At 72.4% G+C, this 25248-nt stretch carries 27 protein-coding genes and 1 pseudogene; 16 read left to right on the top strand and 12 right to left on the bottom strand.

Features of this window, described 5'->3' with window-relative positions:
- The first annotated feature begins 313 nt into the window (after window positions 1-313).
- Window positions 314-1441: an alpha/beta hydrolase family protein gene (locus tag ACWD3C_RS07660; RefSeq protein WP_451141154.1), complete on the top strand. Its 1128-nt coding sequence runs from the start codon at window positions 314-316 to the stop codon at window positions 1439-1441.
- A 303-nt stretch (window positions 1442-1744) separates the two neighbouring features.
- Window positions 1745-3190: a hypothetical protein gene (locus ACWD3C_RS07655; RefSeq protein WP_451141152.1), complete on the top strand. Its 1446-nt coding sequence runs from the start codon at window positions 1745-1747 to the stop codon at window positions 3188-3190.
- Window positions 3191-3240: 50 nt separating this feature from the next.
- Here the strand turns inward: ACWD3C_RS07655 and ACWD3C_RS07650 are convergent, their stop codons facing one another.
- Window positions 3241-3672 (bottom strand): VOC family protein, encoded by a 432-nt coding sequence (locus tag ACWD3C_RS07650; protein WP_451141150.1) that lies wholly within the window; start codon window positions 3670-3672, stop codon window positions 3241-3243.
- A 260-nt stretch (window positions 3673-3932) separates the two neighbouring features.
- Here ACWD3C_RS07650 and ACWD3C_RS07645 point away from each other — a divergent pair, with 260 nt between their 5' ends.
- The 3 genes from ACWD3C_RS07645 (at window position 3933) to ACWD3C_RS07635 (ending at window position 7084) form a co-directional block, all read left to right on the top strand.
- Entirely contained in the window at window positions 3933-5531 is a 1599-nt protein-coding gene (locus ACWD3C_RS07645) for an ABC-F family ATP-binding cassette domain-containing protein (RefSeq protein WP_451141148.1), read from the top strand.
- Window positions 5532-5915: 384 nt separating this feature from the next.
- Window positions 5916-6137: a helix-turn-helix domain-containing protein gene (locus ACWD3C_RS07640; protein ID WP_009337982.1), complete on the top strand. Its 222-nt coding sequence runs from the start codon at window positions 5916-5918 to the stop codon at window positions 6135-6137.
- A gap of 155 nt (window positions 6138-6292) precedes the next feature.
- On the top strand, window positions 6293-7084 hold the full coding sequence (locus tag ACWD3C_RS07635; RefSeq protein WP_451141146.1) for an enoyl-CoA hydratase/isomerase family protein: 792 nt from the start codon (window positions 6293-6295) through the stop codon (window positions 7082-7084).
- A 136-nt stretch (window positions 7085-7220) separates the two neighbouring features.
- On the opposite strand, the gene ACWD3C_RS07630 is transcribed toward ACWD3C_RS07635, so the two are convergent.
- Complete coding sequence (locus ACWD3C_RS07630) at window positions 7221-7988, bottom strand: nucleopolyhedrovirus P10 family protein (protein ID WP_451141144.1); 768 nt, start codon at window positions 7986-7988, stop codon at window positions 7221-7223.
- Window positions 7989-8085: 97 nt separating this feature from the next.
- Between ACWD3C_RS07630 and ACWD3C_RS07625 the strand changes: the two genes are divergently transcribed.
- From ACWD3C_RS07625 to amaP, 5 genes are all read left to right on the top strand, one after another.
- Window positions 8086-8577, top strand: coding sequence for an Asp23/Gls24 family envelope stress response protein (locus tag ACWD3C_RS07625; protein WP_451141142.1), 492 nt, complete (start codon window positions 8086-8088; stop codon window positions 8575-8577).
- Between the two features lie 67 nt (window positions 8578-8644).
- Window positions 8645-8830 (top strand): hypothetical protein, encoded by a 186-nt coding sequence (locus ACWD3C_RS07620; RefSeq protein ID WP_451141140.1) that lies wholly within the window; start codon window positions 8645-8647, stop codon window positions 8828-8830.
- Window positions 8831-8838: 8 nt separating this feature from the next.
- The gene (locus ACWD3C_RS07615; RefSeq protein ID WP_451141138.1) at window positions 8839-9201 is read left to right on the top strand and encodes a hypothetical protein; all 363 of its coding nucleotides are present in this window, start codon (window positions 8839-8841) and stop codon (window positions 9199-9201) included.
- Window positions 9198-9908 carry a DUF6286 domain-containing protein gene (locus tag ACWD3C_RS07610; RefSeq protein WP_451141136.1) on the top strand — a complete coding sequence of 237 codons (711 nt, stop codon included), beginning with the start codon at window positions 9198-9200 and terminating at the stop codon, window positions 9906-9908. Before ACWD3C_RS07615 ends, ACWD3C_RS07610 begins: the two co-directional genes overlap by 4 nt.
- A gap of 6 nt (window positions 9909-9914) precedes the next feature.
- Window positions 9915-10493 carry an alkaline shock response membrane anchor protein AmaP gene (gene amaP, locus ACWD3C_RS07605; RefSeq protein ID WP_451141134.1) on the top strand — a complete coding sequence of 193 codons (579 nt, stop codon included), beginning with the start codon at window positions 9915-9917 and terminating at the stop codon, window positions 10491-10493.
- Between the two features lie 212 nt (window positions 10494-10705).
- On the opposite strand, the gene ACWD3C_RS07600 is transcribed toward amaP, so the two are convergent.
- The 5 genes from ACWD3C_RS07600 to ACWD3C_RS07580 form a co-directional block, all read right to left on the bottom strand.
- Complete coding sequence (locus ACWD3C_RS07600) at window positions 10706-11461, bottom strand: SDR family oxidoreductase (RefSeq protein ID WP_451141132.1); 756 nt, start codon at window positions 11459-11461, stop codon at window positions 10706-10708.
- Between the two features lie 5 nt (window positions 11462-11466).
- Window positions 11467-13248 carry a glycoside hydrolase family 15 protein gene (locus tag ACWD3C_RS07595; protein WP_451141420.1) on the bottom strand — a complete coding sequence of 594 codons (1782 nt, stop codon included), beginning with the start codon at window positions 13246-13248 and terminating at the stop codon, window positions 11467-11469.
- A gap of 140 nt (window positions 13249-13388) precedes the next feature.
- A complete protein-coding gene (locus ACWD3C_RS07590) occupies window positions 13389-13718 on the bottom strand; it encodes a hypothetical protein (RefSeq protein ID WP_451141130.1) in 330 nt (109 codons plus the stop codon).
- Window positions 13715-14305, bottom strand: a complete 591-nt coding sequence (locus ACWD3C_RS07585; RefSeq protein ID WP_451141128.1) for an RNA polymerase sigma factor — start codon at window positions 14303-14305, stop codon at window positions 13715-13717. Before ACWD3C_RS07585 ends, ACWD3C_RS07590 begins: the two co-directional genes overlap by 4 nt.
- Window positions 14302-15864: a sodium:solute symporter family protein gene (locus ACWD3C_RS07580; RefSeq protein WP_451141126.1), complete on the bottom strand. Its 1563-nt coding sequence runs from the start codon at window positions 15862-15864 to the stop codon at window positions 14302-14304. Before ACWD3C_RS07580 ends, ACWD3C_RS07585 begins: the two co-directional genes overlap by 4 nt.
- Before the next feature lie 234 nt (window positions 15865-16098).
- On the opposite strand from ACWD3C_RS07580, the gene ACWD3C_RS07575 reads away from it, so the two are divergent.
- From ACWD3C_RS07575 to ACWD3C_RS07560, 4 genes are all read left to right on the top strand, one after another.
- Complete coding sequence (locus ACWD3C_RS07575; protein WP_451141124.1) at window positions 16099-16320, top strand: DUF3311 domain-containing protein; 222 nt, start codon at window positions 16099-16101, stop codon at window positions 16318-16320.
- Between the two features lie 101 nt (window positions 16321-16421).
- Window positions 16422-18587: a carbon starvation CstA family protein gene (locus ACWD3C_RS07570; RefSeq protein ID WP_451141122.1), complete on the top strand. Its 2166-nt coding sequence runs from the start codon at window positions 16422-16424 to the stop codon at window positions 18585-18587.
- On the top strand, window positions 18584-18775 hold the full coding sequence (locus tag ACWD3C_RS07565) for a YbdD/YjiX family protein (protein WP_451141120.1): 192 nt from the start codon (window positions 18584-18586) through the stop codon (window positions 18773-18775). The genes ACWD3C_RS07570 and ACWD3C_RS07565 overlap by 4 nt, the downstream gene beginning before the upstream one ends.
- 143 nt (window positions 18776-18918) lie before the next feature.
- Complete coding sequence (locus ACWD3C_RS07560; RefSeq protein WP_451141118.1) at window positions 18919-19872, top strand: hypothetical protein; 954 nt, start codon at window positions 18919-18921, stop codon at window positions 19870-19872.
- Between the two features lie 32 nt (window positions 19873-19904).
- On the opposite strand, the gene ACWD3C_RS07555 is transcribed toward ACWD3C_RS07560, so the two are convergent.
- The 3 genes from ACWD3C_RS07555 to ACWD3C_RS07545 all read right to left on the bottom strand — a co-directional run bounded on the left by ACWD3C_RS07555 (window position 19905) and on the right by ACWD3C_RS07545 (window position 22028).
- Window positions 19905-20696, bottom strand: coding sequence for an SURF1 family cytochrome oxidase biogenesis protein (locus ACWD3C_RS07555; RefSeq protein WP_451141116.1), 792 nt, complete (start codon window positions 20694-20696; stop codon window positions 19905-19907).
- Between the two features lie 54 nt (window positions 20697-20750).
- Window positions 20751-20984, bottom strand: coding sequence for a hypothetical protein (locus ACWD3C_RS07550; protein WP_451141114.1), 234 nt, complete (start codon window positions 20982-20984; stop codon window positions 20751-20753).
- A 63-nt stretch (window positions 20985-21047) separates the two neighbouring features.
- Window positions 21048-22028, bottom strand: coding sequence for a DEDDh family exonuclease (locus ACWD3C_RS07545; RefSeq protein ID WP_451141112.1), 981 nt, complete (start codon window positions 22026-22028; stop codon window positions 21048-21050).
- A gap of 179 nt (window positions 22029-22207) precedes the next feature.
- Between ACWD3C_RS07545 and ACWD3C_RS07540 the strand changes: the two are divergent.
- Window positions 22208-22438 (top strand): annotated as a pseudogene (locus tag ACWD3C_RS07540) (lysoplasmalogenase family protein); the annotation flags it as partial.
- Here the strand turns inward: ACWD3C_RS07540 and ACWD3C_RS07535 are convergent.
- Together ACWD3C_RS07535 and ACWD3C_RS07530 are read right to left on the bottom strand one after the other, a co-directional pair.
- Window positions 22389-23414, bottom strand: a complete 1026-nt coding sequence (locus tag ACWD3C_RS07535; RefSeq protein WP_451141110.1) for a CopD family protein — start codon at window positions 23412-23414, stop codon at window positions 22389-22391. The pseudogene ACWD3C_RS07540 and the gene ACWD3C_RS07535 sit on opposite strands and share 50 nt — an antisense overlap.
- 99 nt (window positions 23415-23513) lie before the next feature.
- A complete protein-coding gene (locus ACWD3C_RS07530) occupies window positions 23514-24911 on the bottom strand; it encodes a CoA transferase (protein ID WP_451141108.1) in 1398 nt (465 codons plus the stop codon).
- A 245-nt stretch (window positions 24912-25156) separates the two neighbouring features.
- On the opposite strand from ACWD3C_RS07530, the gene ACWD3C_RS07525 reads away from it, so the two are divergent.
- Window positions 25157-25248, top strand: a 92-nt coding sequence (locus ACWD3C_RS07525; RefSeq protein ID WP_451141418.1) for a helix-turn-helix domain-containing protein, incomplete at its 3' end; no start/stop codon positions are given.

Here is a 25248-nt window from a genome sequence, read left to right as displayed (position 1 = left end):
GCGCGCCGGGGGTCTCCGTCCTCGGTCTGACGCGACTTGGGTGGGTTCCAGGGGAAACTTTTGTTGCCGCGGCATCCGCTGCGGGCGGACACCCCCGGCACATCTCCATCCTGGCGGGGTCGAAGGGGCGGAGCCCCTGGAGGATGGGACGGGTAGGGGCGGCGGGGGCGAGAACCTCCCGGGTGCGCGGCCGGTGTGCCGAGTGTCGCAGGTCGCGAACGGAACGGCGGCGGTGGCGGCGCGGTGGGGCGTTGGGGCACCCCGGGGTGTCCGCCGGCTGGCCCGAGGCGGGGCGTGACTGGACACTGGACGGGTGCGGACAGTCAACGCGGCGGTCGCGGCCGTCGGTGTGGCCCTCGCGGCCGGGGCGGCGAGCGTGGTGGCCGGCCGGGTCGCCAGTGACGCGGCGCTGAAGGCACCGGCGGGCAGGCCGCTGCCCACGGAGCCCCGGCTGACCGTGCACGCCACGGCCGCCGGCCGGGTCAGCCTCACCCGGGCCTTCGCCTCCCAGCGCCCCGGTGTCTACGGCCTCGCCGGCGACGGCTCTCACGCGGTCGTCGGCACCGTCCTGGGTACCGGCGCCCACTCCGCCGACACCGTCGTACGCCGCCTGGAACGCGTCACCCACGGCACCCTCGGACCCGGCGACAAGGTCTGGCTCACCCCGAACCTGCACATCGGCGACCCGGGCTCCGCCCTCGGCCTCGACCACGCCGACGTCGACGTCCCCGGCGAACTCGGCGCCCTGCCCGCCTGGTTCGTGCCCGCGGCCCGGGACACCTGGGTGATCACCGTGCACGGCCTGGGCACCACCCGCGAACACCCCATGAACGTCATGGAGTTCCTGCACCGCCACCGATTCCCGGTCCTCGACCTCGCCTACCGCGGCGACCTCGGCGCACCCCGCCCCCCGGACGGCCTGAACCACCTCGGCCGGACCGAGTGGCGCGACCTCGACGCCGCCATCCGCTACGCCGTGCGCTACGGCGCCGAACGGGTCGTCCTGCACGGCTGGTCCACCGGCGCCACCATGGCCCTGCGCGCCGCCGCCCACTCCCCGCTGCGTGAGCGCGTCACCGGGCTCGTCCTGGACTCACCCGTGCTCGACTGGGAGGCCACACTGCGCGCCCTCGCCCGGGCCCGCCGCACCCCCGGCGCGCTGCTGCCTCTCGCGGTCCGCGCCGCCCAGGGCCGCACCGGCCTGCCCGCCGACCGTGCCGGTGACATCGGTGACGCCGACCAGCCGAAGGTTCCGGTGCTGGTCTTCCACGGCCCGGACGACGCCGTCGCCCCCTGGGGCCCCTCCCGCCGCCTCGCCGAGCGCCGCCCGAACCTCGTCGCCCTGCACACCGTCCGCCACGCCCCGCACGGCGCCATGTGGAACGCCGACCCCAAAGGTTATGAAGAAGCTCTCCGCCGGTTCCTCACTCCTCTCATGTAGCCACCATCGCCTGTAGCCGCCATCGCCCCTGCTGGATCTGCGCTTGTGAGGCCGCCCCGCCGTCCGCTCGGCGGGCGCGGGTGCGCGGTGATGCCGTGGGGGCGGCGGGTCGGTGACCGACCCCCTGGGTGGGGCAGCCCGAGAGTGCCTTGTGCCCCCTCTCGGGACGGTTCCGTTTTCCGCTCGGACAAGGCCGTACGCATACGTGCCGATCCCTCGCCGAACCCCTTTCGTTGGCTGCCTCTGTCGCCCGCCGTGACATTCCGTTTGGGTTTTCGGACCGTCAACCGGAAGACTGCCCCCGTGACGTCCCGTAACCCGCGCGACTCCAGGCTCCGACTCGTCCGCCCGCGAACCCTGGCCGCCGCCCCGCAAGCGGTGTCCCAGCGCCGCCGCCCCGCACCCCGGCCACCGGAGGGCACCCCGCCGCCCGCCGAACTGGCCCGCATGGCCCGCGCCGGCCTGGCGGACGCGGCCCGCGTCGCCCGCTGGGCCGACGCCGCCCTCCGCCCCGGCCGCGAGGGCGTGGGCTCCGACGGCAGGGGAACCCTCTCCGACGCGACCGCCGAACGGGCCGCCGCCGAACTCGGGCTGACCCCGGATCAGGTCCGCCACGACTGGGACACGGCACGTCTCGCCGGCCTCGTCGAGGTGCACGGCGACAGCGCCCGCCCCGGCTGGCGGCTGCGCGCCTGGAACCGCGACGACAGCGCCGTCCTGCGCGGCTGGGTCGCCCTCTTCGACGCCTGGTCCCTCGCCCGCCCCGAGCCGGCCGATCACGAGCCCGCCGCCGTCGCCGAGGTCGTCTCCGCGATGCCCCAGGTGCTCTCTTTCCTCCAGCTCTCCGCCGGACCCGTCCCCGTCGAGCAACTCCTCGACCTCCTCGAACAGAGGGTCTCGGAGCTCCACACCGAGCGTTGTGAGATTCCGTACGTCCCGCCCGCCGCCCACCACCACCCTTATAAAGAGGCGCTTCGCGCCGCGCCTGCTGATTCGGAGCCCGCTACGGAGGCGAGCACCGAGGACACCCCGCTCGCCCCTCTCCTCGACTGGGCCCTGGGCGCCCTCGCCTCCGTCGGCGCCCTCACCTACGGCGAGGGCCAGGCCACGCTCACCCCGCTCGGCAGCTGGGCGGTGTGGGTCAAGCTGGAGCAGATCTGCGTCGCCGCGCAGAGCCCCGCCGGGAACATCGAGGTCTCCGCCGAGGACATGCTCCGCGGCTGCGCCCAGCTCCGGCCCAACGCGGCCCGCGCCGAGTACCGCGCCTGGCTTGCCGCCCGCCCCGTCGGCAGCGCCGTCACCGAACTCATCGACGCCGCCCGCGGCGAGGACGCTCTCATCCGCGGCCTCGCCTTCGAGGCGCTGCGCGTGGTCGGCGCCCCCGCCGAGCCGGATGTGCGCGCCGTGGCCGACGAGACCCCGCTGCGCCCCTACGCCCTGCTGTGGCTCGCCGAGCACGACGGCGCCGACCCCGAGGACGCCCACGAGGTGCTCACCCGCGAGGAGGCCACCTGGCTGTGGGTCGACACCGCCGCGGCCGTCGCCGACCACGGTGAGGCCCCGCTTCTCGTACGGCACCTGGAGTCCGCCGTGCAGGCCACCGTGCCCGGGCTCCTCGACGAGGTCCGCGCGGTCGACCACCCCCGCACCGTCCAGGTCCTGGTCGCGCTCGCCGCCGCCCACCCCGATCCGGCGCTCGCCAGGGCCGTACGGCGGGCGGCCTTCCAGGTGCACACCGGGGGGAGCTGAGCGCGGAGGACCTCAAGGGCGCGCCGCGTGGGGGCGGGCCGCGTGGGAGGTCAGACGTCTATCTCCGGCGCGTACGTCCCGAAGCTCCACACATTGCCCTCGGCGTCCCGGGCCATGTAGTCCCGCGATCCGTAGTCCTGGTCCGTCGGGGGCATCAGGATCTCCACGCCGTGCTCCACGGCCCGCTGGTGGTGTGCGTCGACGTCGTCCACCACGACGTACACCCCGACAGGGCCCGCGCCCTTCATCGCGCTGTCGAAGACGCCGCCGCGGCCCTTGGAGCCGATCATCACCGCGCCGTTGCCCTGCGTCAGCTCGGCGTGCAGCACTGTGCCGGCACCGTCCTCGTCGCTCTCGTACACCGACAGTTCCGTGAAGCCGAGGGCCTCCGTGAGCTGCCTGATCGCCGCTTTGGCGTCCGCGTACAGCAGCGTCGGGTAGACGCTTGGACGTCCGCCGTCCATGCCGTTCATGCCTGCCATACCGATCACTCCCTCTTCGTCCCGCCATGGGAAGACAGCCGGACATCGCCGGATTCGATCTGCTTCTCAGTCTGGCACCGGGCACTGACAACGCCCCCGAGTCCCGGTGACCGAGACCACGCAAGCCCTCACCGCAAGGGCGGAAAACCGCTTGCGACCCCCCGTTAGAATTGGCCGCATGGCCATTCTCCTCGCGCATTAGACGGCGGGAACGTCCTCAGCCGCCCACCCGCCAACCATCCCTGCCCTGGAGTCTGTCCGTGATCTCCGCCTCCGGTATCGAGCTGCGCGCCGGTGCCCGTGTCCTCATCGAGTCCGCCACCTTCCGTGTCGCCAAGGGCGACCGCATCGGCCTGGTCGGCCGCAACGGCGCCGGCAAGACCACTCTGACCAAGGTCCTCGCGGGTGAGGGCATCCCCGCCGCGGGCGCCGTGACCCGTTCCGGCGAGGTCGGCTATCTGCCGCAGGACCCGCGCACCGGTGACCTGGACATGCTGGCCCGTGACCGCATCCTGTCCGCGCGCGGCCTGGACGTACTGATCCGCAAGATGCGCGACAACGAACAGCGCATCGCCAGCGGCAAGGGCTCCACCCGGGAGAAGGCCCTGAAGCAGTACGAGCGGCAGGAGACGGAGTTCCTCACCAAGGGCGGGTACGCCGCCGAGGCCGAGGCCGCCACCATCGCCGCCGCGCTCAACCTGCCCGACCGGGTGCTCGGCCAGCCGCTGCACACCCTCTCCGGCGGTCAGCGCCGCCGTATCGAGCTGGCCCGCATCCTGTTCTCCGACGCGGACACGCTCCTGCTCGACGAGCCGACGAACCACCTGGACGCCGACTCGATCATCTGGCTGCGCGACTATCTGAAGACCTATCGCGGCGGCTTCATCGTCATCTCCCACGACGTCGACCTGGTGGAAACGGTCGTCAACAAGGTGTTCTACCTGGACGCCAACCGCGCCCAGATCGACGTCTACAACATGGGCTGGAAGCTGTACCAGCAGCAGCGCGAGGCCGACGAGAAGCGCCGCAAGCGCGAGCGGGCCAACGCCGAGAAGAAGGCAGCCGCCCTCAACACGCAGGCGGACAAGATGCGCGCCAAGGCCACCAAGACGGTCGCCGCGCAGAACATGGCCCGCCGCGCCGAGCGTCTGCTGTCCGGCCTGGAAGCGGTCCGCCAGTCCGACAAGGTCGCCAAGCTGCGCTTCCCCGACCCCTCGCCCTGCGGCAAGACGCCGCTCACCGCCGAGGGCCTGTCGAAGTCGTACGGCTCCCTGGAGATCTTCACCGACGTCGACCTGGCCATCGACAGGGGCTCCCGCGTGGTCATCCTCGGTCTCAACGGCGCCGGGAAGACCACCCTGCTCCGCCTCCTGGGCGGCGTCGAGAAGCCCGACACCGGCCAGGTGATCGAGGGTCACGGCCTCAAGCTCGGCTACTACGCCCAGGAGCACGAGACCCTCGACCCGGACCGCACGGTGCTGGAGAACATGCGCTCCGCCGCGCCCGACATGGACCTCGTCGAGGTCCGCAAGGTGCTCGGCTCGTTCCTGTTCTCCGGCGACGACGTCGACAAGCCGGCCGGTGTGCTCTCCGGCGGCGAGAAGACCCGCCTCGCGCTCGCCACCCTGGTGGTGTCGTCGGCGAACGTGCTGCTGCTCGACGAGCCGACCAACAACCTCGACCCGGCCAGCCGTGAGGAGATCCTCGGAGCGCTGCGCACCTACAAGGGCGCGGTCGTGCTGGTCACCCACGACGAGGGCGCGGTCGAGGCGCTCCAGCCGGAGCGGATCATCCTGCTGCCGGACGGTGTCGAGGACCTGTGGGGTGCCGACTACGCGGACCTCGTCGCCCTGGCTTGACGGTCACGGTCCGCCGGTCGCGGCCCGCCCGGCGGTCTCGTCCGCTTGATCGAATGATTGATCAACTGGCTCTGGATCATTCGGCCGATCCGTGATCCATCATCTGTGTGAGATCTCCTCGTACCGAGGTGTGTCCTACATCAACTTCACGGCCGAGCCCTTGGCGGACAAGGGCTCGGCCGTCGCGCGTCGCTGACCAGCCGCTTCGTGGAACAACTCGTTCGGCCGTACGGACGACGTAGGGCGGAAGCATGTATTCCGCTCGTGGGGACGGACTCCTGTCGTCAAAACCTTGTCTCACGGACCTTGCCGAATGGGTGGCCATCACGCCCCGGAGGGGTGATCATGAGGAGACCAGAGCGCACTTCCCATGAGGAGGCACGGGTGGCCGAGACTCTGAAGAAGGGCAGCCGGGTGACCGGCGCCGCGCGCGACAAGCTCGCGGCAGACCTGAAGAAGAAGTACGACTCCGGTGCGAGCATCCGGGCGCTGGCCGAGGAGACCGGCCGCTCGTATGGCTTCGTCCACCGGATGCTCAGCGAGTCGGGCGTCACGCTCCGAGGGCGTGGCGGGGCGACGCGGGGCAAGAAGGCCACGTCGGCCTGACCCCGGGCGGCCCATCGGCTTCGATGGTGGCCACCCGGTCGGTCGGGTGACCGACCGGGTGGTTACTGTGCAGTCACTTAAGGATGTCCGGTACCTCTGAGGTCCACCTCCGAGGTACCGCATTCCACGATGACCGCACCCATCGGAGGCGCCCCATGGCTTCGCTCGACCCGGTACTCGACAAGGACGGCGTACGGCTCACCGTCGACGAGACCATCGCCACGGTGACCCTGGCCAACCCGGCCAAGCGCAACGCCCAGAGCCCCGCTCTGTGGCGTGCGCTGACCGAGGCGGGGCGGGCACTGCCGGGCTCCGTCCGCGTGGTCGTGCTGCGCGCCGAGGGCAAGTCGTTCTCGGCCGGACTCGACCGGCAGGCGTTCACGCCCGAGGGCTTCGACGGCGAACCGTCGTTCATCGACCTCGCGCGCGGCTCCGACGCCGAACTCGACGCGACCATCGCCGAGTACCAGGAAGCGTTCACCTGGTGGCGGCGCAGCGACATCGTGTCCATCGCCGCCGTCCAGGGGCATGCCATCGGCGCGGGCTTCCAACTCGCGCTCGCCTGCGATCTGCGCGTCGTCGCGGACGACGTGCAGTTCGCCATGCGCGAGACCAGCCTCGGGCTCGTCCCCGACCTCACCGGCACGCACCCCCTGGTGGGCCTCGTCGGCTACGCCCGCGCGCTGGAGATCTGCGCGACCGGGCGCTCCGTACCGGCCGAGGAGGCTGTGAGCACCGGGCTCGCCAACCTCGCCGTGCCCGGAGAACAGCTCGACGCCGCCGTACAGGACCTCGCGGCGGCGATTCTGGCCGCACCGCGCGACGCCGTCATCGAGACCAAGGCGTTGCTGCGCGGGGCACAGGAGCGGACGTACGAGGAACAGCGCGCCTCCGAGCGCGCCGCCCAGGCGCGACGGGTGCGGGACCTCACCGGGGTGGGTGACTGAGCGCTCCGCCGGAAGTGCGGTGCATCTCCTGCGGGTCCGTCGTGGCTGGTCGCGCCCACGGCGGAGCCGCATGTTGACGCCGCCCCGCGCCCCTTCGGGGGCGCTGCCCAAAGCGTGCGGACTTCGCCCTACCCGCTTACGCGCCCACGGCGGTGACCAGGACCGCGGTCGAGGGGTGGTCGTGCAGGGACCGCGTGACCGCCGTCCGTACCGCACGCGCCACGTCGAGCACGCGTTCGTCGTCGGTGACCGCCACCTCGACGCGTACATGGCGGGAGGGCAGCGCGGGACCGACCTCGGTGATGTGCACCGCGTGACCGAGGCCGCCGAGCGCGCCCGTCAGCCGGGTCACCCCCGGAACGGACAGCGCGGCGGCGGCCACGCGGAACTCCTCGGTGTCGCCGTCGGCCGGGAGCGGAGCGAGGGCAGGTTCCTCCGGAGGACGAGGTACGGGCTCGTGCTCGCCCTCCAGCAGCCCCGTCACCCGCAGATCCACCCCTGTCACCGTCAACCCGAGCCGCTCCGTCGCCGCCGCGGCGATGGCCGAGCGGAGTCGTGCCGCGGTCGCCGGGAGGGGTTCGGCGCCCGGGGCGGTGAGGTCGGCCGCGGCCAGGAACTCGGCGCCGATCCGGAGCGGGCCGGGCGGGAGGGCGCTCGGTGGGGGCGGTACGGCGGGGTCGTACGACTCCTCCGGGTCGGCCAGGGAGATACGGAGCGGGCCCAGACGGGCCCCGCGCACCTGGGCCGCCGCACGGCGCAGTACCGCGTCGGCCGCGCTCTCCGTGATCCACGCGCCGTCGTGCGCGCCGCCCAACGGAAGCACCCGGCCGAGCCCGAGCTGTTGCCGTACAGCTTGTGCCCATCCGTCTTGCGTCCATCCGCCCGCCGTTCCGTCCGCCGTCATTGCTCCAGGCTGCCGCATCCTCGGCGCCGGACCCCGCAAGCGCGCTTACTGTGGGCGGAGGGACGACGGAGAGCGCCGACCGAAAGGGACGTACGGCATGACCGACATGACGGAGCGGGACCGGACAGAGACCCCGGAGGGCGAGACAGAGGTGCCGCAGGGCGGCGCCGCCCGCAAGACCGCCCGGCGCGGGGGCGGAGACCCGGCCACCCGGGGGCGTACCACCATCGCCGACGGAGTCGTCGAGAAGATCGCCGGGCTGGCGGCCCGTGACGTACTGGGCGTGCACGCCATGGGCAGCGGGCTGTCGCGGACCTTCGGGGCCGTACGCGACCGGGTTCCCGGCGGTTCGAAGTCCGTGACCCGGGGTGTGAAGGCCGAGGTCGGCGAGGTGCAGACCGCGCTCGACCTGGAGATCGTCGTCGACTACGGCGTGTCCATCGCCGATGTCGCCCGCGCCGTGCGCGAGAACGTCATCGCCGCGGTGGAGCGCATGACCGGGCTCGAAGTCGTCGAGGTCAACATCGCGGTCAGCGACGTGAAGCTGCCGGACGAAGAGGAAGAGGAGCCGGAGGCCCGGCTCCAGTAGACGGCCGCCCTGCAACCCTGAGGAACGCAGGACGAACGAGGAGCGCAGGACAGACGAGGAGCACAGGATGAGCTTGGCCGTGATCGGCATGATCGCCGGAATGGCGCTGGGCTTCGCCGGGTACTTCGGCGGATTCGGTGCCTTCCTGCTGGTGGCCGCCCTGGGGGCCGTCGGGTTCGTCGTCGGCCGGTTCCTGGAGGGGGACCTGGACATCGGTGACTTCTTCCGCAGCCGCGACGACCGCCGACGGTGACGGCAGCGGTGACGGACCCGGACAGCCCGCGCACGGCTGTCGCACCCGCCGAGCGCGGGGCGACCCGGATCGCCGACCGGGTCGTCGCGAAGATCGCGGGACAGGCGGCGCGCGAGGCACTGGGGGCACTCCCGCCGGACGCCGTGCCCCCGCACGCCACCGTGGTCGTCCACCACGAGACCGCGCGCGTCCGCGTCAGTGTGGAGCTCGGCTACCCCTCCGACATCGGCGGCCGGTGCGCCGCCGTGCGTCGTCATGTCGCCCAGCGGGTAGGGACGTTGGCGGGAATGGACGTATCGGAGGTGGCCGTGGAGGTGGAGCGGCTGCACCTGGTGCACGGACCCGACGCGGCACAGGGGAGGACGCGATGAGCGAGCCCCAGAGCTCCGGAGTCTCCGCAGGCTCCGAAGGCACAACTCAACGACTGCCGGTCATCGAGAAGGCGACCGAAGGCGAACTCGACCAGTCCGCCTCGGCCGCCACGTACGAACCCCTGCCGACCCTGGAGGCGGCGGACGGCGAGCAGGGCCGCTTCTGGTCCGCCCGCCGCATCCCCGCGGGCGTCCTGGCGCTCCTGGTCCTCGTCGGCGCGGGGCTCTTCCTGTACGACATCACCGCCGTCCGCGCCGACCGGCCCGCCATGGGCTGGCGCAGGACCCTGGCCCGGGAACTCGCCGAACGCCCCCTGGACGACACCTGGGTGCTCGCCGGCGCCGGGGTCGCCGTCGCCCTCGGCGGCTGGCTGCTCGTGCTCGCCGCGACACCCGGGCTGCGCGACGTCCTGCCGATGCGCCGCGCCCACGTCGACGTCCGCCCTGGGCTGCACCGTGGCGCCGCCGAGATGGTGCTGCGCGACCGGGCCATGGAGGTGGCGGGCGTGCAGTCCGTACGGGTCCGGATGGGCCGTACGAAGGCCGACGTCCGCGCGGTGTCCCACTTCCGTGAACTCGACGACGTACGCGCCGACCTGGACGCCACGCTCGCCGACGGCATCCGGGGGCTCGGGCTGGTCCGGCCGCCCGCGCTGGTCGTGCGCGTACGGCGTTCCGAGCGGCCCGTCCGGAACCGGAAGGGGTGAGGTGCGGTGCTGAGGATCGTGAACCGGGTGCTGCTGGGCATCGCCGGGCTGGTGCTGGTCGTGGCCGGCGGCGCGGTGCTCGCCGTCGGCCTCGGCGTGGACCCGCCCTCCTGGTGGGTGCACGACGGGCAGCGGGACGTGCTGCTGAGCGACACCGAGCGGACCCGGTGGCGGGACGAGGGCTGGTGGTGGCCGACCGTCATCGCCGTACTCGCCGCCCTCGTGCTGCTCGCCCTGTGGTGGCTGTCCGCGGTACTGCGACGCCACCGCCTCACCGAGGTGCTCGTCGACACCGGCGACGGCCAGGGCGCACTGCTGCGCGGGCGGGCCCTGGAAGGCGTACTGGCCGGTGAGGCGGCGCAGCTGGACGGGGTCGAACGGGCGCACGTCCAGCTGACCGGCCGCCGCAGTGCCCCCGAGGCGCGGGTGCGGCTCCTGCTGGAACCGCACGCGGACCCCGGGGACGCCCTGCGCCGGTTCACCACGGAGGCCGTCGCACACGCACGGGACTCGGCCGGACTGGCCGGGCTCCCCGCGGAGGTGCGGCTCCGCGGGGCCAAGCACCCGGCGGGACGGGTGAGCTGACCTCCGGGGTGGCCTTCCGAGACGGCTGAGTGCTCCGCCGGAAGTGCCGCGATGTGCCGTCATTCGTCCACGGCACCGTCGCGGCTGGTCGCGCCCACGATGGGGGTTCCCCGCTCAAGTGAAGCCGAGAGCGGGGGAGGAGCCGCATGTTGCCGCCGCCCCGCGCCCCTTCGGGGGCGCTGCCCCACCGCAGCGGACTTCGCCCGACCTGCTTAGAACCCGTGCCGCGCCCCGCCGTCCACCGGCAGCATGAGGCCCGTCAGATACGAGGCGGCCGGTGACAGCAGGAACGCGGCCGCGCGCCCGAACTCCTCCGGGGTGCCGTACCGCCGCAGCGGAATGCGGGCCTCGTTGGCCGCGCGGGTGGCCTCCGGGTCGGGGGAGAGGCCGTCCAGCTCGCGTACACGGTCGGTGTCGATGCGGGCCGGGAGGAGCCCCACGACCCGGATGCCGAGCGGGCCCAGCTCGTCCGAGAGGGACTTGGCGAAGCCCGCGAGACCGGGGCGCAGGCCGTTGGAGATGGTCAGCCCGGGGATCGGCTCGTGCACGGAGCCGGACAGCACGAAGCCGATGACGCCGCCCTCGGCCAGCTCCGCGGCGGCCGAGCGCGCCAGCCGCACCGCGCCCAGGAAGACCGACTCGAACGAGGCCGTCCACTGCTCGTCCGTGTTGTCCGCGACGAACCCGGGCACCGGGCCGCCCACGCTGACGAGGATGCCGTCGAAGCCGCCGAAGTGCTCGCGGGCGGCCGCGATGAGCCGGGTGGGGGTCTCGGGGTGGGCGTTGTCCGCGGCCACGCCCACCGCGTTCGGCCCGAGGGAGGCGGCCGTGTCGACGGCGCTCTTCTCCGTACGCCCCGTGACGATCACCTTCGCGCCGTCGGCGACGAGTTCCCGTGCGGCCGCGTTGCCCAGCCCGCGGGTGGCCCCGGTGACGACGTACACGCGGTCCTTCAGTCCAAGATCCATGGCCCCTATCCTGCCCCCTCGTCCCCGAACAGGGCGAGGGCGGTACCGACCAGGCCGATGTGGCTGAACGCCTGCGGAAAGTTACCCAGCTGCCGGTCCGCCACCGGGTCGTACTCCTCCGCCAGCAGCCCCACGTCGTTGGCCAGCCCCACCAGCCGTTCGAACAGCTTGCGCGCCTCGGCCGTCCGCCCCGTCAGATGCAGGGCGTCCGCGAGCCAGAACGAACACACGAGGAACGTGCCCTCCCGCCCCGGCAGCCCGTCGATGACCGTCTGGTCGGAGCCGTAGCGGCGGACGAACCCGTCCTGGCACAGCTCGTCGCGGATCGCTTCGATCGTGCCGGTGACCCGCGGATCGTCGGGCGGCAGGAAACCGGTGCGGGGGATGAGCAGCAGGGCGGCGTCGAGTTCGCGCGAACCGTATGACTGCGTGAACGTGTTCCGCCCGGCGTCGTAGCCGCGCTCGCACACCTCGCGGTGCACCTCCTCGCGCAGCGCGCGCCAGCCGTCCAGGTCGCCGTGGAGGTCCGGGTTCTCCTCCACGGCGCGTACGGCGCGGTCGGCGGCGACCCAGGCCATCACCTTGGAGTGCGTGAAGTGGCGGCGCGGGCCGCGCACCTCCCACAGCCCCTCGTCCGGCCGCCGCCACGCCGACCGCAGGAACTCCATCAGGGCGCGCTGTACCCGCCACATGTCCGGCTCGGCGGGCAGCCCCGAACTCCGTGCCAGATACAGGGAGTCGATGACCTCGCCGTACACGTCCAGCTGGAACTGGCGTACGGCGTGGTTGCCCACCCGGACGGGACGCGAGCCGCGGTAGCCGGCCAGCCACGGCAGCTCGTACTCGGGCAGCCGCCGTTCACCGGCCAGGCCGTACATGATCTGCAGGTCCGCCGGATCGCCCGCGACCGCGCGCAGCAGCCAGTTCCGCCAGGCCTTGGCCTCCTCGTGATAGCCGGCCCGCAGGAGCGCGCCGAGGGTGAGGGTGGAGTCGCGCAGCCAGCAGTGGCGGTAGTCCCAGTTGCGGACGCCGCCGATCTCCTCGGGGAGGGAGGTCGTCGCGGCGGCGACGATGCCGCCGGTCGGGGCGTACGTCAGCGCCTTCAGCGTGATCAGGGACCGGACCACCATGTCCCGGTACGGCCCGTCGTACCGGCAGCGGGCCGCCCACGCACGCCAGTCGGCGAGGCTGTGGCGCAGCGACTCGTACGGGTCGACCCTGCCCGGACGGGGTTCGTGCGACGGGTGCCAGGTGAGTACGAACGCGACCTTCTCGCCCTCCTCCACGGTGAACTCCGCGTGTGTGGCGTGCCGTTCCTCCCACATCCGTACCTCGGGCTCGGCACGCAGCCACACCGCGTCCGGGCCCGCCACCGCCACCCAGCGTCCGTCCGACCTGCGCATCCACGGGGTGATCGAGCCGTAGTCGAAGCGGAGACGGAGTGTGCTGCGCACGGTCACGCTGCCGCCGAGGCCCTCGACGACGCGTACGACGTCGGGGGCGCGGTCGCGTTGGGGCATCAGGTCGGTGACGCGCACCGCGCCGTGCGGGGTCTCCCACTCCGTGTCGAGCACGAGCGTGTCGTGGCGGTACGCGCGCCGTGCGCACACGTCCGCGCCCTCGGGTGCGATCCGCCAGTGGCCGTTGTCCTCGTCGCCGAGCAACGCGGCGAAGCAGGCCGCCGAGTCGAAGCGGGGCAGGCAGAGCCAGTCGATCGAGCCGCGGCGGCTCACCAGCGCGGCCGTCTGGTGGTCGCCGATGAGGGCGTAGTCCTCGATGGCCGCGATCTCCTCGGTGTTCTCAGCGGCCTCAGCGGCCTCAGCGGCCTCAGCGGCCTCGGTGTTCTCGGTGTTCTCGGTGTTCTCGGTGTTCTCGGTGTTCTCGTTGGGTGAGTGCACGCGGTCCGGGTTCCCGGAGTGACCGGTGATCAGTCCGGCCGGCCGGGCCCGGCTCCGGTGACGGCCGTGTCGGTGCCGGAGAAGATGACCCCGGGGTCGGACGGGGCCTGGTTGAGGACCCACAGGCCGATCAGGGTGGCGAGGGTGAAGACGACGGCGATCAGCACGGCGAGCACCAGCCGCCGCCGGCGCTCGCGGCGCAGCCAGTCGCCGCGGGCCGTGCGGTACGCGTCCGGGGCGGCCCGCACACCACCGGCTAGGGCTTCCAGGGCCGCGGCCAGTTCCTGCTCCGTACGGTCCGTGCCCGTGGCCTGCGGTGTCTGCTCCTTGCCCGTCCGGTTGCGGGAGGTGTCGTTCATCGCCGGGCCTCCATCGCCTGGGTCAGGGCGGCGATGCCGCGCGCGGTGTGTGTCTTGACCGAGCCGCAGGAGATACCCATCGCGGCGGCTATCTCGCTCTCCTTCAGACCGAGCCAGTGGCGCAGCACGAGCGCCTCGCGCTGCCGGGCGGGCAGCTGCTGGAGCGCGTCGATCAGCACCCGCTGGTCGTCGTGGAGCAGAGCGGTGCTCTCGGCGGAGGCGACGGCCTCCTCCGGCGGGCTCGCGGGGCTCTCCACGTGCTTGCGGGCGACCTGGAGGTGCCGTATCCGCATCCGGGTCAGATTGCAGACGGTGGAGCGCAGATACGCCTCCGCCGCCTGGGCGTCCCGCAGCCGCCGCCACTTGCGGTAGATCTGGTAGTACGCCTCGGCCACCACGTTCTCCGGGTCGTCGGCGCCGAGCAGCACGGCGAGCCGCAGCATCGAGGAGTAGTGCAGCTCGAAGAGGCGGGCGAGGCCGGCTTCCCGCTCCAGCTCGTCCGGGTCGCTCACCGCGGGGGCGAGGGGCTCGGCGGCGGGCTGGGGCACCGTCGGCAGTACGGCCGGGGAGTTCTGTCTCTGTCTCACGGGTTGTTCGCTCCCGTCTCGGGGCGCCGCCTGACATTCAGGCGGGACGGTAGGTCGGTCGCGTCGGTGCCGCGCGGGACACCGAGGCGTTCCAGGGCCGCGGTTGCGGCCACGGCGACGAGCAGATTGAGCACGAGGGCGGCGAGGCCCGCGTAGATCTCCAGTGGCTGGTCGGCGGGACCGAACGGCACGATCGAGGAGAACCCCTCCCGCACCACCATGACCGTCCCCGCCACCATGCCCACGGCCCACCCGGCGAGCAGCGCCCGCGGATGCAGCCGGCGGGTGAAGAGCCCCACGGCCACGGCCGGGAAGATCTGCAGAATCCACACGCCACCGAGGAACTGCAGGTTGATGGCGTCCTGGTCGCGCAGCCCGAACACGAACGCCACCGCGCCCACCTTCGCCGTCAGCGACACCGCCTTGGCGATGCGCACCTGCCGCTTGGGCGTGGCCGTCGGATGGACGTACTCGACGTACACGTTCCGTACGAAGCTGGTCGCGGCCGCGATCGACATCACGGCGGCCGGCACCAGCGCCCCCACGGCGATCGCGCCGAACACCAGCCCGGCCAGCGGCCCCGGCATCAGCCGGTCGACCAGCATCGGCACGGCGGCCTCGGCACCGCCCTCGGGCGCCTCCACCCCGGCCGCGAGCGCCGCGATGCCGAGGAAGCCGAAGAGCGCGAGCAGCCCCGTCCAGGCGGGCAGCGCCACGGCGGCCTTGCGCACGGTGCGCGCGCTGTCGGCGGCGAAGGAGGCGGTCAGTACGTGCGGGTACATCAGCAGCGCCAGCGCAGAGCCCAGGGCGAGCGTGGCGTAGGCGGGCTGCTGTTCGGGCGACAGCAGCAGCGGGGACTCGTCCACACCCGTGCCGCCGAGCCGCCGGGCCGCCCCCTCGAAGACCGCGCCCGGGCCGCCGAGCCGGTCGAGCACCAGCCAGCACACGGCGGTGAGCGAGACGAACACCGCCACCGCCTTCAGCGCGGAGATGACGGTGGGTGCCCGCAGCCCGTGCCGGTACGTGGCGACCGCGAGCCCCGCGAACAGCGCCACCAGCACCAGGTCACCGGCCGCACCCCGCGGATACACGCCGCCGGCTGTCAGCACCGCGCGTATCCCGAGAAGCTGCAGCGCCAGATAAGGCATCGTCGCGAGGATCCCGGTCAGCGCCACCACCAGCGCCAGCGGCGGCGAACCGTACCGGCCGCGCACGAAGTCGGCCGCGGTCACGTACCCGTGCCGGCGGGCCACCGTCCACAGCCGGCTCAGGAGCACGAAGGCGAGCGGGCAGACGACCACCGTGTACGGCACCGCGAAGAAGGCGGGCGCGCCGTTGCCGTACGCCAGTCCCGGTACGGCGGTGAAGGTGTACGCGGTGAAGATCGTGCCGCCGAGCAGCAGCCAGGTCCAGACGGGGCCGAGGCTGCGGTCGGCCAGCGCCCAGCCTTCCAGGGAGGGCAGCCGGTCGCTCGGGTACAGGCGCCGTGCGGTGACGGCGAGCAGCGACGCCCCGCCGATCACGGCGAGGAACGTCGCGGTCATGGCGCCGTCGGCCATGGGTCACCGTCCTTGGTGTGCCTGTGCCCGTAGGCCCTGTCGTCAAATTTCCCGCCTGCCCGGCGGGCGGGCGACGGGAATTTGACGACAGGACCTCACGCGAGAGTTGCGCGGGCGGCCGGTTCGGATGACACAGAACCGGCGGGAAATCTTCTGGAAATTCGCTGTCAACCGTCTCCAACGAGTGCGCAACTCTTGCACAGACCCACAGCGAACGGGAGAGGAGCGCAGGTCATGACACAGACCGGTCAGAACCGGCTACGGCGCGTCGCGATCGCCGTACTGCTCCTCGCGCCCGCCGCAGGCCTGCTGTGGGTCCCCTGGTACGCCGGTGCGAGCCCGCGGCTGGCGGGAACGCCGTTCTTCTACTGGTACCAGCTCGCCTGGGTGCCGGGGTGCGGCCTCTGCCTGCTCGCCGCGTACGCGCTGAGCGGGCGCGGGCGCAACGGCCCCTGATCCGCACCCCTTCACACACAGCCGCACGGGCTTCGCACACAGCCGCACCCCTTCGCACACAGCCGTACCGCCCAACACCACCGCCTCGGTGAGGAGCCGCCATGCCTACGTCAGCCATGCCCGAATCCGGTCTCCCGGCCCCCGGAGGACCACCGTCCCGATCCCGTATGACACCGCGGTCGATCCTGGTGTGGAGCGCGGTCGCCGTGGCCGGCGCGATCGGATGGGCCGTGCTCGCCCTGTCCCGGGGCGAGGAGATCTCGGCCGTCTGGCTGGTCGTTGCGGCCCTCGGTTCGTATGCGATCGCCTACCGCTTCTACTCACGGTTCATCGCCCGGAAGGTCCTCCAGGTCGACGACACCCGCGCCACTCCGGCCGAGCGGCTGGAGGACGGTGTCGACTACCACCCCACCGACCGCCGGGTCCTCTTCGGCCACCACTTCGCGGCCATCGCCGGAGCCGGCCCGCTGGTCGGCCCGGTGCTGGCCGCCCAGATGGGCTATCTGCCGGGCACCATCTGGATCGTCGTGGGCGTGATCTTCGCCGGAGCGGTGCAGGACATGATCGTCCTGTTCCTCTCCATGCGCCGGGACGGCAAGAGCCTCGGCCAGATGGCCCGGGACGAGATCGGCAAGGTGGGCGGAGCCGCCGCGCTCATCGGCGTCTTCGCCATTATGATCATCCTCCTCGCGGTGCTGGCGATGGTCGTCGTCAACGCGCTGGCCGAGTCCGCGTGGGGCACCTTCTCAGTCTCCATGACCATCCCGATCGCCCTCTTCATGGGCTTCTACCTGCGCTACCTGCGGCCGGGCCGGGTCGTGGAGACCAGCGTCATCGGTGTGGCCCTGCTGCTGCTCGCCATCCTCGGCGGCGGCTGGATCCAGGACTCCTCACTGGCCGAGCACTTCGTCTGGAGCCCCGAGACCCTGGTGTTCTGCCTGATCGGCTACGGCTTCGTCGCCTCCGTGCTCCCGGTGTGGATGCTGCTGGCCCCGCGTGACTACCTGTCGACCTTCATGAAGGTCGGCACCATCGCCCTGATGGCCGTCGGCGTGCTGATCGCCGCCCCGGCCCTCAAGGCCGAGCCGGTGACCGAGTTCGCCACCAGCGACGCCGGACCCGTGTTCGCCGGGTCGATGTTCCCGTTCCTGTTCATCACCATCGCCTGCGGTGCCCTGTCCGGCTTCCACGCGCTGGTCTCCTCCGGTACGACCCCGAAGCTGATCCAGAAGGAATCCCAGGTCCGGATGATCGGCTACGGCTCGATGCTGACCGAGTCCTTCGTCGCCGTCATGGCCCTGATCGCCGCCTGTGTGCTGGAGCCCGGCCTGTTCTACGCGATGAACTCCCCGGCCGCACTGCTCGGCCCGACGGTGGAGACCGCCTCCGAGGCGGTGAAGAACCTCGGCTTCACCATCACCCCGGACCAGCTCACCGCGGCGGCCGAGGCCGTCGAGGAGGAGACGCTGGTGGCCCGCTCCGGCGGCGCGCCCACCCTTGCCGTGGGCATGTCGGAGATCTTCGCCTCGGTGCTCGGCGGCGCCGGGATGAAGGCCTTCTGGTACCACTTCGCCATCATGTTCGAGGCGCTGTTCATCCTCACCACCGTGGACGCCGGCACCCGGGTCGGCCGTTTCATGCTCCAGGACATGCTGGGCAACGTATGGAAGCCGATCGGCCGGGTCACCTGGAAGCCGGGCATCTGGATCACCAGCGCCCTGGTCGTCGGCGCCTGGGGCTACTTCCTCTACGCCGGTGTCACCGACCCGCTCGGCGGCATCAGGCAGCTGTTCCCGCTGTTCGGCATCGCCAACCAGCTGCTGGCCGCGGTCGCCCTGGCCGTCACCACCACCCTGCTGATCAAGCACGGCAAGCTGCGCTGGGCGTGGGTCACCGGCGTCCCGCTGGCCTGGGACGTGGCCGTCACCTTCACCGCCGGCTGGCAGAAGATCTTCTCGGACGACCCGAGGATCGGCTTCTTCGCCCTGCGGGAGAGGTACGCGCAGGCCATCGACAACGGTGAACTCCTGCCGGGGGCCACCAACATGGACGACATGCACAAGATCGTGCTCAACAACACGGTCGACGGCGTGATCATGGCCGTCTTCCTCCTGCTGGTCCTCATCGTCCTGCTCAACTGCGCCGTGGTGTGCGTGCGCGCCGTCCGTGCCCCCGAGCCGCTGCCGACGACCGAGGCGCCGTACGTCGAGTCCCGCATCGACGTTCCGGAGCGGTCCGGCGAACCACTGGTGGGGACGCGGTCATGAGGACCGTCAAGAAGATGCTGGGGGTGATGCGCTGGTACGCGCGCGAGCTGACCGGCGAGGCGGAGTACGACCGCTACTGCGAGCGGCACCGGCGCCACCACCCCCATGACCCGGTGCCGACCCGGCGGGAGTACGAAGCGCTGCGGACGCTGCACCAGGAGGAGCACCCGCGGAGCCGCTGCTGCTGACGCCGCAGGCGTCGTCCTCGACCGCGGGGCGGGCGTGCCTCCTAGCCCTGACACCGCGCCCGCCCCGCACACCCTCTGCCCCCGACCTTCGCAGACCCGCCCGCGCATCCGACCCGCGCCGGCCCTCCCGTGGCGAGACACAGATGCCGAGACGCCGACCATCCCTGCTGATCCGCCCCGAACTCGACGACGACCTCCTGCACAGGACCCTGATCGAACTCCGGCCCGCCCAGCAGCTCCACGGTCTCGGCGCCGGTCGGAGCAGCCCCCTCTGGGAGCCGGTGGCCGAACTGCTGCGCGCCACCGGACGCGACTGGGACCGCCGTGCGCACCGGGTCTCCGTCCTCGCCCAGGGCCTGCCGGCCGTGGTCGCCGAGAGATGGGCCGCCGACCGGCCCGACGACGGTGACGCCCTGGTCCTGCGTGCCTTCGTCCAGTCGGCCCGGGCCGCGGCCGAGGGACACTCCGCGGTCCGCCGGGCCGAGCAGACGTGTCTGCGCGCCGCCACGGCCTGCCCGGAGGACCCGACTCCCTGGCTGGCGCTGCTGTCCCTGATGCACTCCTGCGCCGTACCGGTGCAGGACGCCGTGCCGGTGTGGACCCAGGCCGTCGACCGCGCGCCCTGGCATCGCACGGCCTACCACCTGCTGCTGCGGTACCTGTCCCCGCGCGGGCACGGCGCGGTCCCCGACATGATGGACTTCGCGTGGCAGGCCGCCTTCCGAGCACCGCACGGATCTCCGATCGCCCTGCTCCCGGTGGCAGCCCGCGTGGAACTCGTCGCGCACCGCCAGAAGCAGACGGGTCTCGCCGCGCTCGGCGCGAGCGGTCACTGGAACGAACCCAGGGCGGTACAGGAGATCGATACGGCCCTCTCCCGCTGGTTCCACACCGCCGCCGCACCGCACGCCGAAGCCGTCATCGACCTCAACGTCCTCGCCTTCGCCCTCACCCGTGCCCACCGCCCGGCCGAGGCAGGCCTCGTCTTCCAGCGCATCGGCCGCCATATGACGCGTCACCCGTGGGACCTGCTGCTCGATCCGGAACGCGCCTTCCTCTACTGGCGGGACCAGCAGGCCGGCCGCCGCCGGAAGTGAACGCGGCACGGTGGCCCGCAGCGCCCGGGAGACTATGCCGGAGCGGGCGCCGTCTCCTTCTCCTCCGGTGCGGCCCCCTCAGCCCGGTCGCGGGCCTCGCGCCGGGCCAGGACGACCCAGCCGATCGGGACGCCCGCCGCGAACAGCCACCACTGGATGGCGTACGCGTAGTTCAGCGCGGCGTTCTCGTCGCCGGGCTTCCCGATCAGCTGCGGGGTGTCGCCCTTGGGCTCGGGTGCCGTCTGCGCGATGTAGCCGCCGAGCACACGGGCGTCGAGGCGGCGTGCCTCCTGCTCGCTATTGATCAGCATGATCTGCCGGTCCGGCAGCCCCTTGAGGTCCTTGATGCCGCTCGCCTCGGTCGTCTCGTCGGGCATCAGCCGCCCGGTGACGGTGACCTGGCCGCTCGGCGGCGCGGGGACCTCGGGGAAGGCCTTCTGGCTCGGGCCGTCGGCGGGAATCCAGCCGCGGTTGACCAGCAGCACCTCGCCGTCCGTCAGGACGAAGGGGGTGAGGACGTGGAAGCCGACCTCTTCGTCGGCGTTGACGCGCCGCCTCACGACGACTTCCCGCTCGGTGTCGAAGCGGCCCTCGGCGGTCACGGCGCGGTACCGCTCGTCGGTGGTGACGGTGTGTCCCGGCGAGGTCAGCTCTTCCACGGGCACCGGCTCGGCGTCGAGCGCGTCGGCGACCAGCTGGTTCCGGTCGGTGCGCTCCTCGTAGCGGTGCATCTGCCAGATGCCCAGCCTGATCATCGTGGGGATGAGGAGGAGAGCGACCAGTGTGAGGATCACCCACTGGCGGGACAACAGGAAGCGGTACACCCCACGACGGTACAACTCGGTCGTGGGGTGTACGCAGGCGGGTGCCGGGGCCGCTCAGACTTTGTCGACGATCCCCACCTTCCCCTCCGCCCGCGCGCAGTGGGCGCCGCAGTACCAGTGGCCCTCGACCTCCACGCCCTGCCCGATGATCTGGACACGGCAGTGCTCGCAGACGGGGGCCATGCGGTGGATCGCGCAGGAGAAGCAGTCGAAGACGTGCACCGAGCCCTGCGCGTGCACCTCGAACGTCATGCCGTAGTCGTTTCCACAGACTTCACATCTCGCCATGCGCCACAGGGTGCGGCGCCGACGCGGCACGGGCGAGCGGGCGGTGGGCGAGTCGCGGCGCAATCACCCGTCTGACGCCGCGGGCTCGACATCGCGCAGCAACTGCCCGAAGGCCGCCTCGTCGATCACCGGCGTCCCGTACTGCCGGGCCCTGGCCGTCTTCGACGTACCGGAGTCGGGGTCGTTGGTGACGAGGAGGCTGGTCAGCCGGGAGATGCTGGTCGCCACGTGCAGGCCGGCCTCGACGGCTCGGTCCTCCAGCAGCTCGCGGTCGACCGAGGTGTCACCGGAGAAGGCGACGCGCATGCCCTGCTTGAGCGGTTTGCCGTCTTCGTACCGGCCGGGGTTGGGGTACGGGCACGGCGGCCGCTTGCGTGAGGGGCGCCAACTGCCGGGTTGGTAGCCCCCGGAGTACTGCCGGCCGATGGTCGGCGAGGCAGACCACTCGGTGAGCGGCCGGCACTCCAGCAGGGGCAGCCGCACGCCGTCCCGGGCGGCTGCGTGCAGACTCGGCCGGAACGCCTCGGCCAGCACGCGCGCGTCGTCGAGGGCGTGGTGCGCGCGCTGCTGTACGACGCCGAAGTGCGCGGCGAGCGACTCCAGCCTGTGGTTGGGCAGCGGAAGGCCCAGTTCCTTGGAGAGCGCGATGGTGCACAGCCGCTGACGCACCGGCGCCTCGCGCTCCGCGCGCGCGTACTCCCGGGCGATCATCGACCAGTCGAAGACCGCGTTGTGCGCGACGAGCACACGGTCGGCGAGCCGGTCGGCGAACTCCTCGGCGATGTCCCCGAAAAGGGGCGCCCCTTCGAGCGCCTCGCTCGTCAGACCGTGAATCCACACCGGGCCCGGGTCCCGCTCCGGGTTGACCACCGTGTACCAGTGGTCCTCGACCTCACCGCGCGCGTCCAGCCGGTAGACGGCCGCCGAGATTATCCGGTCGTCCCGGGCCAGGCCCGTGGTCTCCACGTCGACGACTGCGTACCCCTTGGGATACGCGGCTGGCCAAGGGGCGTCGGACGCCGCGGTCGCAAGGTCTTCGAGCATGGTCACTGAGGATACGGGCCACGACTGACAGCCCCGTCCCCGGAGTCCGGCTCGGGTCCCCTGCCGAGTCCGCCCGTTCGGGGGCGTGAACGTCTGTGCGCATTCGGGACTTTTCGCCTGTGCGGAACTCGGGATCGATCGGACGGGCTGACGAACACGTTGGCGGAGATCGCCACGGCAGGCTCGGGGTCGCCGCCGCTCTCGGTGGCGCCCTGTTCCTGCTATCCGACACGCTCATCGCGACCGGCGTCGCCGGGTGGCCGCAGTTCCCGCGCCCCGAGCTGTAGATCATGCTCACCTATCTGGCGGCCCAGTACCTCCTGGCCCGCGGGACGCTCACGACTCGCCGTTCCCCAGGGCTCACCAGCGGATCGGCACCGGCAACGCCGTCAGCAGCGCCGACACCGTGACGGCCACACCCAGCGCCACCGCCTCCGCGCGCGCGAGAGCACAGGCACTGAGCGGGTCGCTCGCACGGGCCAGACGGACACGGGCCACCAGCGCGAGCACGGCGACGACGGCCACGACGAACACCTTGGCGAGCAGCACACGTCCGTACGCCGTCGTCGTCAGCTGCTCCACCACCGTCTCCGACGGCATACGACGCAGGGTGCTCCATACTCCGGTGGCGGTGATGACGCCGAGGAGAACGGCCGCCACGCGCGCGTAGAGGCCCAACAACGCGGCGCCCGTCTCCGTAGTACGCCATGGACGCATACGGAGTGTGCGCAGGACGTGGAACAGTCCGCCCACCCACAGTGCCGCGCAGAGCAGGTGAATCAGTGTCAGGCCGCTGCCCACCAGAGGGCTGTACTCCGTCGTGGGATGTGCCCGCAGTGCCTCCGCGACGACGATCGCGGCGAGCGGCCACACCTGCGTGGCCGGGCGGCGGGAGACGGCGCACAGGCCCGCCGCGGCGAAGGCGTTGACCTCAAGGAGGGCGAGTCTGCCGTCCCGGGTCTCGTACAGGCCGCCCACGTCGATGTCGGCCGGGCTGTGCGGGACCAGGTTGCCGGTCGCCACGACCGACGCGAGGCCGAGCGCGGCGACGAAACCGACGGTGGCCGCGTACGGCGCCCAACTGCGCGGGGACTCCAGAGGCGCACCCGGCAGCCGGCGCGCCAGCCGGGCCACGAACAACTCGCCCACGGGCACGCACAGCGCCGCGAACAGGACCGCACGCAGCAGCGCGATGCCACCGGCACCCGGCGCCGCCGCCTCACCCGTACCGTCCAGCGCGGCACGCGGCCCGAGCAGCGGGACCAGGGCGGCGACGGCCACGAGGACGAGCACGGCGACGGCCCGGGCGACACCGGTGGCTCCAGGCTCCCGGGAGGCGCCCCCGGCGCCCTCGCTCGCATCGTCTGCGGGTCTGGTCAAGGTCACCCAAGAACTTCACCAGTCGCCACAGACCCGGGCAAGCCCTCGAAAACAACTGACGGTGCACCATTCCGCCCATGAGTACGCGTGAAGCCGTCATACGGCTCAAACCCAGCGGGCTTCGTCCGCACCCCAAGTCCCCGGCGGGCGCGACCAGTCGTGCGGACCGCCGTCGAACGCCACCGGTGGCAGCGCGTACCGCAGCCGCCCGAGAGGGCTCTCGGTCTCGGAGAGCCAGGGGTCGGGACGATCGTACGGGGCACCCGCGGGCCCACCCCTGCCCGTGCCCCCGCTCATCAGCCAAGCCGCCGTCCGCGCCAGCGCCACCTGCACGAACCGGGTGCCGCCCTGCGCCGTCTGCTCGGTGAGCGAGCGGAGCACGGCCGCGGCCAGCAGATAGCCGGTGCCATGGTCCAGGGCCTGGGCGGGCAGCGAGCCCGGCCGCTGAGGAGACCCCTCGGTCGCCGCGATCCCGGTGGCCACCTGCACCAGGCTGTCGAAGCCCCGCCGACCGGCCCACGGCCCGTCCTCGCCCCACGCCGACAACCGGGCCACCACGAGCCCGGGCCTGCGCTCCGCCAGCGCCTCGGGGGCGAGCCCGAACCGGTCGAGCGCCCCGGGCCGGTAGCCCGTGACCACGACGTCGGCCTCGGCGAGCAGTTCCTCGAAGGCCCGCCGGTCCGCGCGGTCGGCCAGGTCGAGCGTGGCGGACCGCTTCCCGAAGCCGGTGTCCGTGTGCTGGTCGGGGAGTTCGGGCAGCCCCGGGGGGTCCAGGCGCAGGACGTCAGCGCCCAGGAAGGCGAGCGTGCGGGTGGCGACCGGGCCCGCGATGACCCGGGTCAGATCCAGTACACGTATCCCCTCGGCGGGCAGCGCGGGGGCGTCGGAGAGCCGGCGGCCCGGTGCGGCTCCCACGATCTCCCGGCTCACCAGTGGCCCGGCGGCCACCGCCCGCCCCTGCTCGTGCTCCGCCCACTCCTTCGCCGTCCGCAGCGCGACCGCGAGGCCCCCGGCGGCGTACACGGCGTCCTCGACCTCCGCAGCGGACCGCTCGGCGAGACACCCGGCGACGGCCTCCACCGACGCGTCCTGCGCGAGCGCCAACGCCCCCAGCAGCCGCGCCCGGTGATGCGGATAGTTCGCGTGCGTCCGCACCCACCCGTCCGCCGTCCGCCAGTGCCGCGACAGCGGCGCGAAGGTGACGGGCGCCCGGCCGTCGACCAGCAGATGCCGCTCGCTGACGAAGGCCGTGGCGACCGCGCCGTCGTCGAGCCGTACCCCGGGCACCCCGGACACGTCCCGACGCCCGGACCGCCGCGCCCCCAACTCGGCGGCGGCCAGCCCGCACGCCCCCACGCAGGCCCGCGCCAACTCCCGTACGGGCAGCCGTGCTTCGAGCGTCCCGTCCCGTACGACGGTCGAGACCCGCCGGAGCAGGGCGGGGTCGCCGCCCAGGGCCGTCCAGGCGAACTCCGTGTCCACTGCGTCCATTGCGACAGTCATGCACGGCACTATGCCGGGTGTACGGAATCAACATGCCGACCAGGGCGGCAAGGGAAGGGCCGGGCAGTGCGGCGGCACTGCCCGGCCCGACACACCTGCCAGGAGCCCTACTTGGTGACCGCGTCCAACGCGTCCGCGAGCGTCGCGGTGTCGTTCCGGCGGAGCCGGACCCTGCTGGCGACGGTGATGCTTCGCTCGTATGTTCCCGATGACGGCGCTTGCTCGGCGTGTCTAGTGTGATCGTCGTGCAGCTCCGGTACGCCTTCAGGTTGTACCCGGACACCGGTCAGCGGATCGCGCTGGCGAAGGCGTTCGGGTGCGCCCGCGTGGTGTTCAA

Source organism: Streptomyces sp. NPDC002845 (assembly GCF_053591955.1).
Note: the sequence above shows the minus strand (reverse complement) of the source record. Positions and strands in the feature narration are given on the sequence as shown.

Bases quoted from the DNA above. Each gene is read 5' to 3' on its own strand.
- ACWD3C_RS07650 (WP_451141150.1), bottom strand. From the start codon at position 3,672: ATGGCAGGCATGAACGGCATGGACGGCGGACGTCCAAGCGTCTACCCG.
- ACWD3C_RS07635 (WP_451141146.1), top strand. From the start codon at position 6,293: ATGGCTTCGCTCGACCCGGTACTCGACAAGGACGGCGTACGGCTCACC.
- ACWD3C_RS07630 (WP_451141144.1), bottom strand. From the start codon at position 7,988: ATGACGGCGGACGGAACGGCGGGCGGATGGACGCAAGACGGATGGGCA.
- ACWD3C_RS07625 (WP_451141142.1), top strand. From the start codon at position 8,086: ATGACCGACATGACGGAGCGGGACCGGACAGAGACCCCGGAGGGCGAG.
- ACWD3C_RS07620 (WP_451141140.1), top strand. From the start codon at position 8,645: ATGAGCTTGGCCGTGATCGGCATGATCGCCGGAATGGCGCTGGGCTTC.
- ACWD3C_RS07610 (WP_451141136.1), top strand. From the start codon at position 9,198: ATGAGCGAGCCCCAGAGCTCCGGAGTCTCCGCAGGCTCCGAAGGCACA.
- ACWD3C_RS07600 (WP_451141132.1), bottom strand. From the start codon at position 11,461: ATGGATCTTGGACTGAAGGACCGCGTGTACGTCGTCACCGGGGCCACC.
- ACWD3C_RS07590 (WP_451141130.1), bottom strand. From the start codon at position 13,718: ATGAACGACACCTCCCGCAACCGGACGGGCAAGGAGCAGACACCGCAG.
- ACWD3C_RS07580 (WP_451141126.1), bottom strand. From the start codon at position 15,864: ATGGCCGACGGCGCCATGACCGCGACGTTCCTCGCCGTGATCGGCGGG.
- ACWD3C_RS07575 (WP_451141124.1), top strand. From the start codon at position 16,099: ATGACACAGACCGGTCAGAACCGGCTACGGCGCGTCGCGATCGCCGTA.
- ACWD3C_RS07570 (WP_451141122.1), top strand. From the start codon at position 16,422: ATGCCTACGTCAGCCATGCCCGAATCCGGTCTCCCGGCCCCCGGAGGA.
- ACWD3C_RS07565 (WP_451141120.1), top strand. From the start codon at position 18,584: ATGAGGACCGTCAAGAAGATGCTGGGGGTGATGCGCTGGTACGCGCGC.
- ACWD3C_RS07560 (WP_451141118.1), top strand. From the start codon at position 18,919: ATGCCGAGACGCCGACCATCCCTGCTGATCCGCCCCGAACTCGACGAC.
- ACWD3C_RS07550 (WP_451141114.1), bottom strand. From the start codon at position 20,984: ATGGCGAGATGTGAAGTCTGTGGAAACGACTACGGCATGACGTTCGAG.
- ACWD3C_RS07545 (WP_451141112.1), bottom strand. From the start codon at position 22,028: ATGCTCGAAGACCTTGCGACCGCGGCGTCCGACGCCCCTTGGCCAGCC.
- ACWD3C_RS07530 (WP_451141108.1), bottom strand. From the start codon at position 24,911: ATGACTGTCGCAATGGACGCAGTGGACACGGAGTTCGCCTGGACGGCC.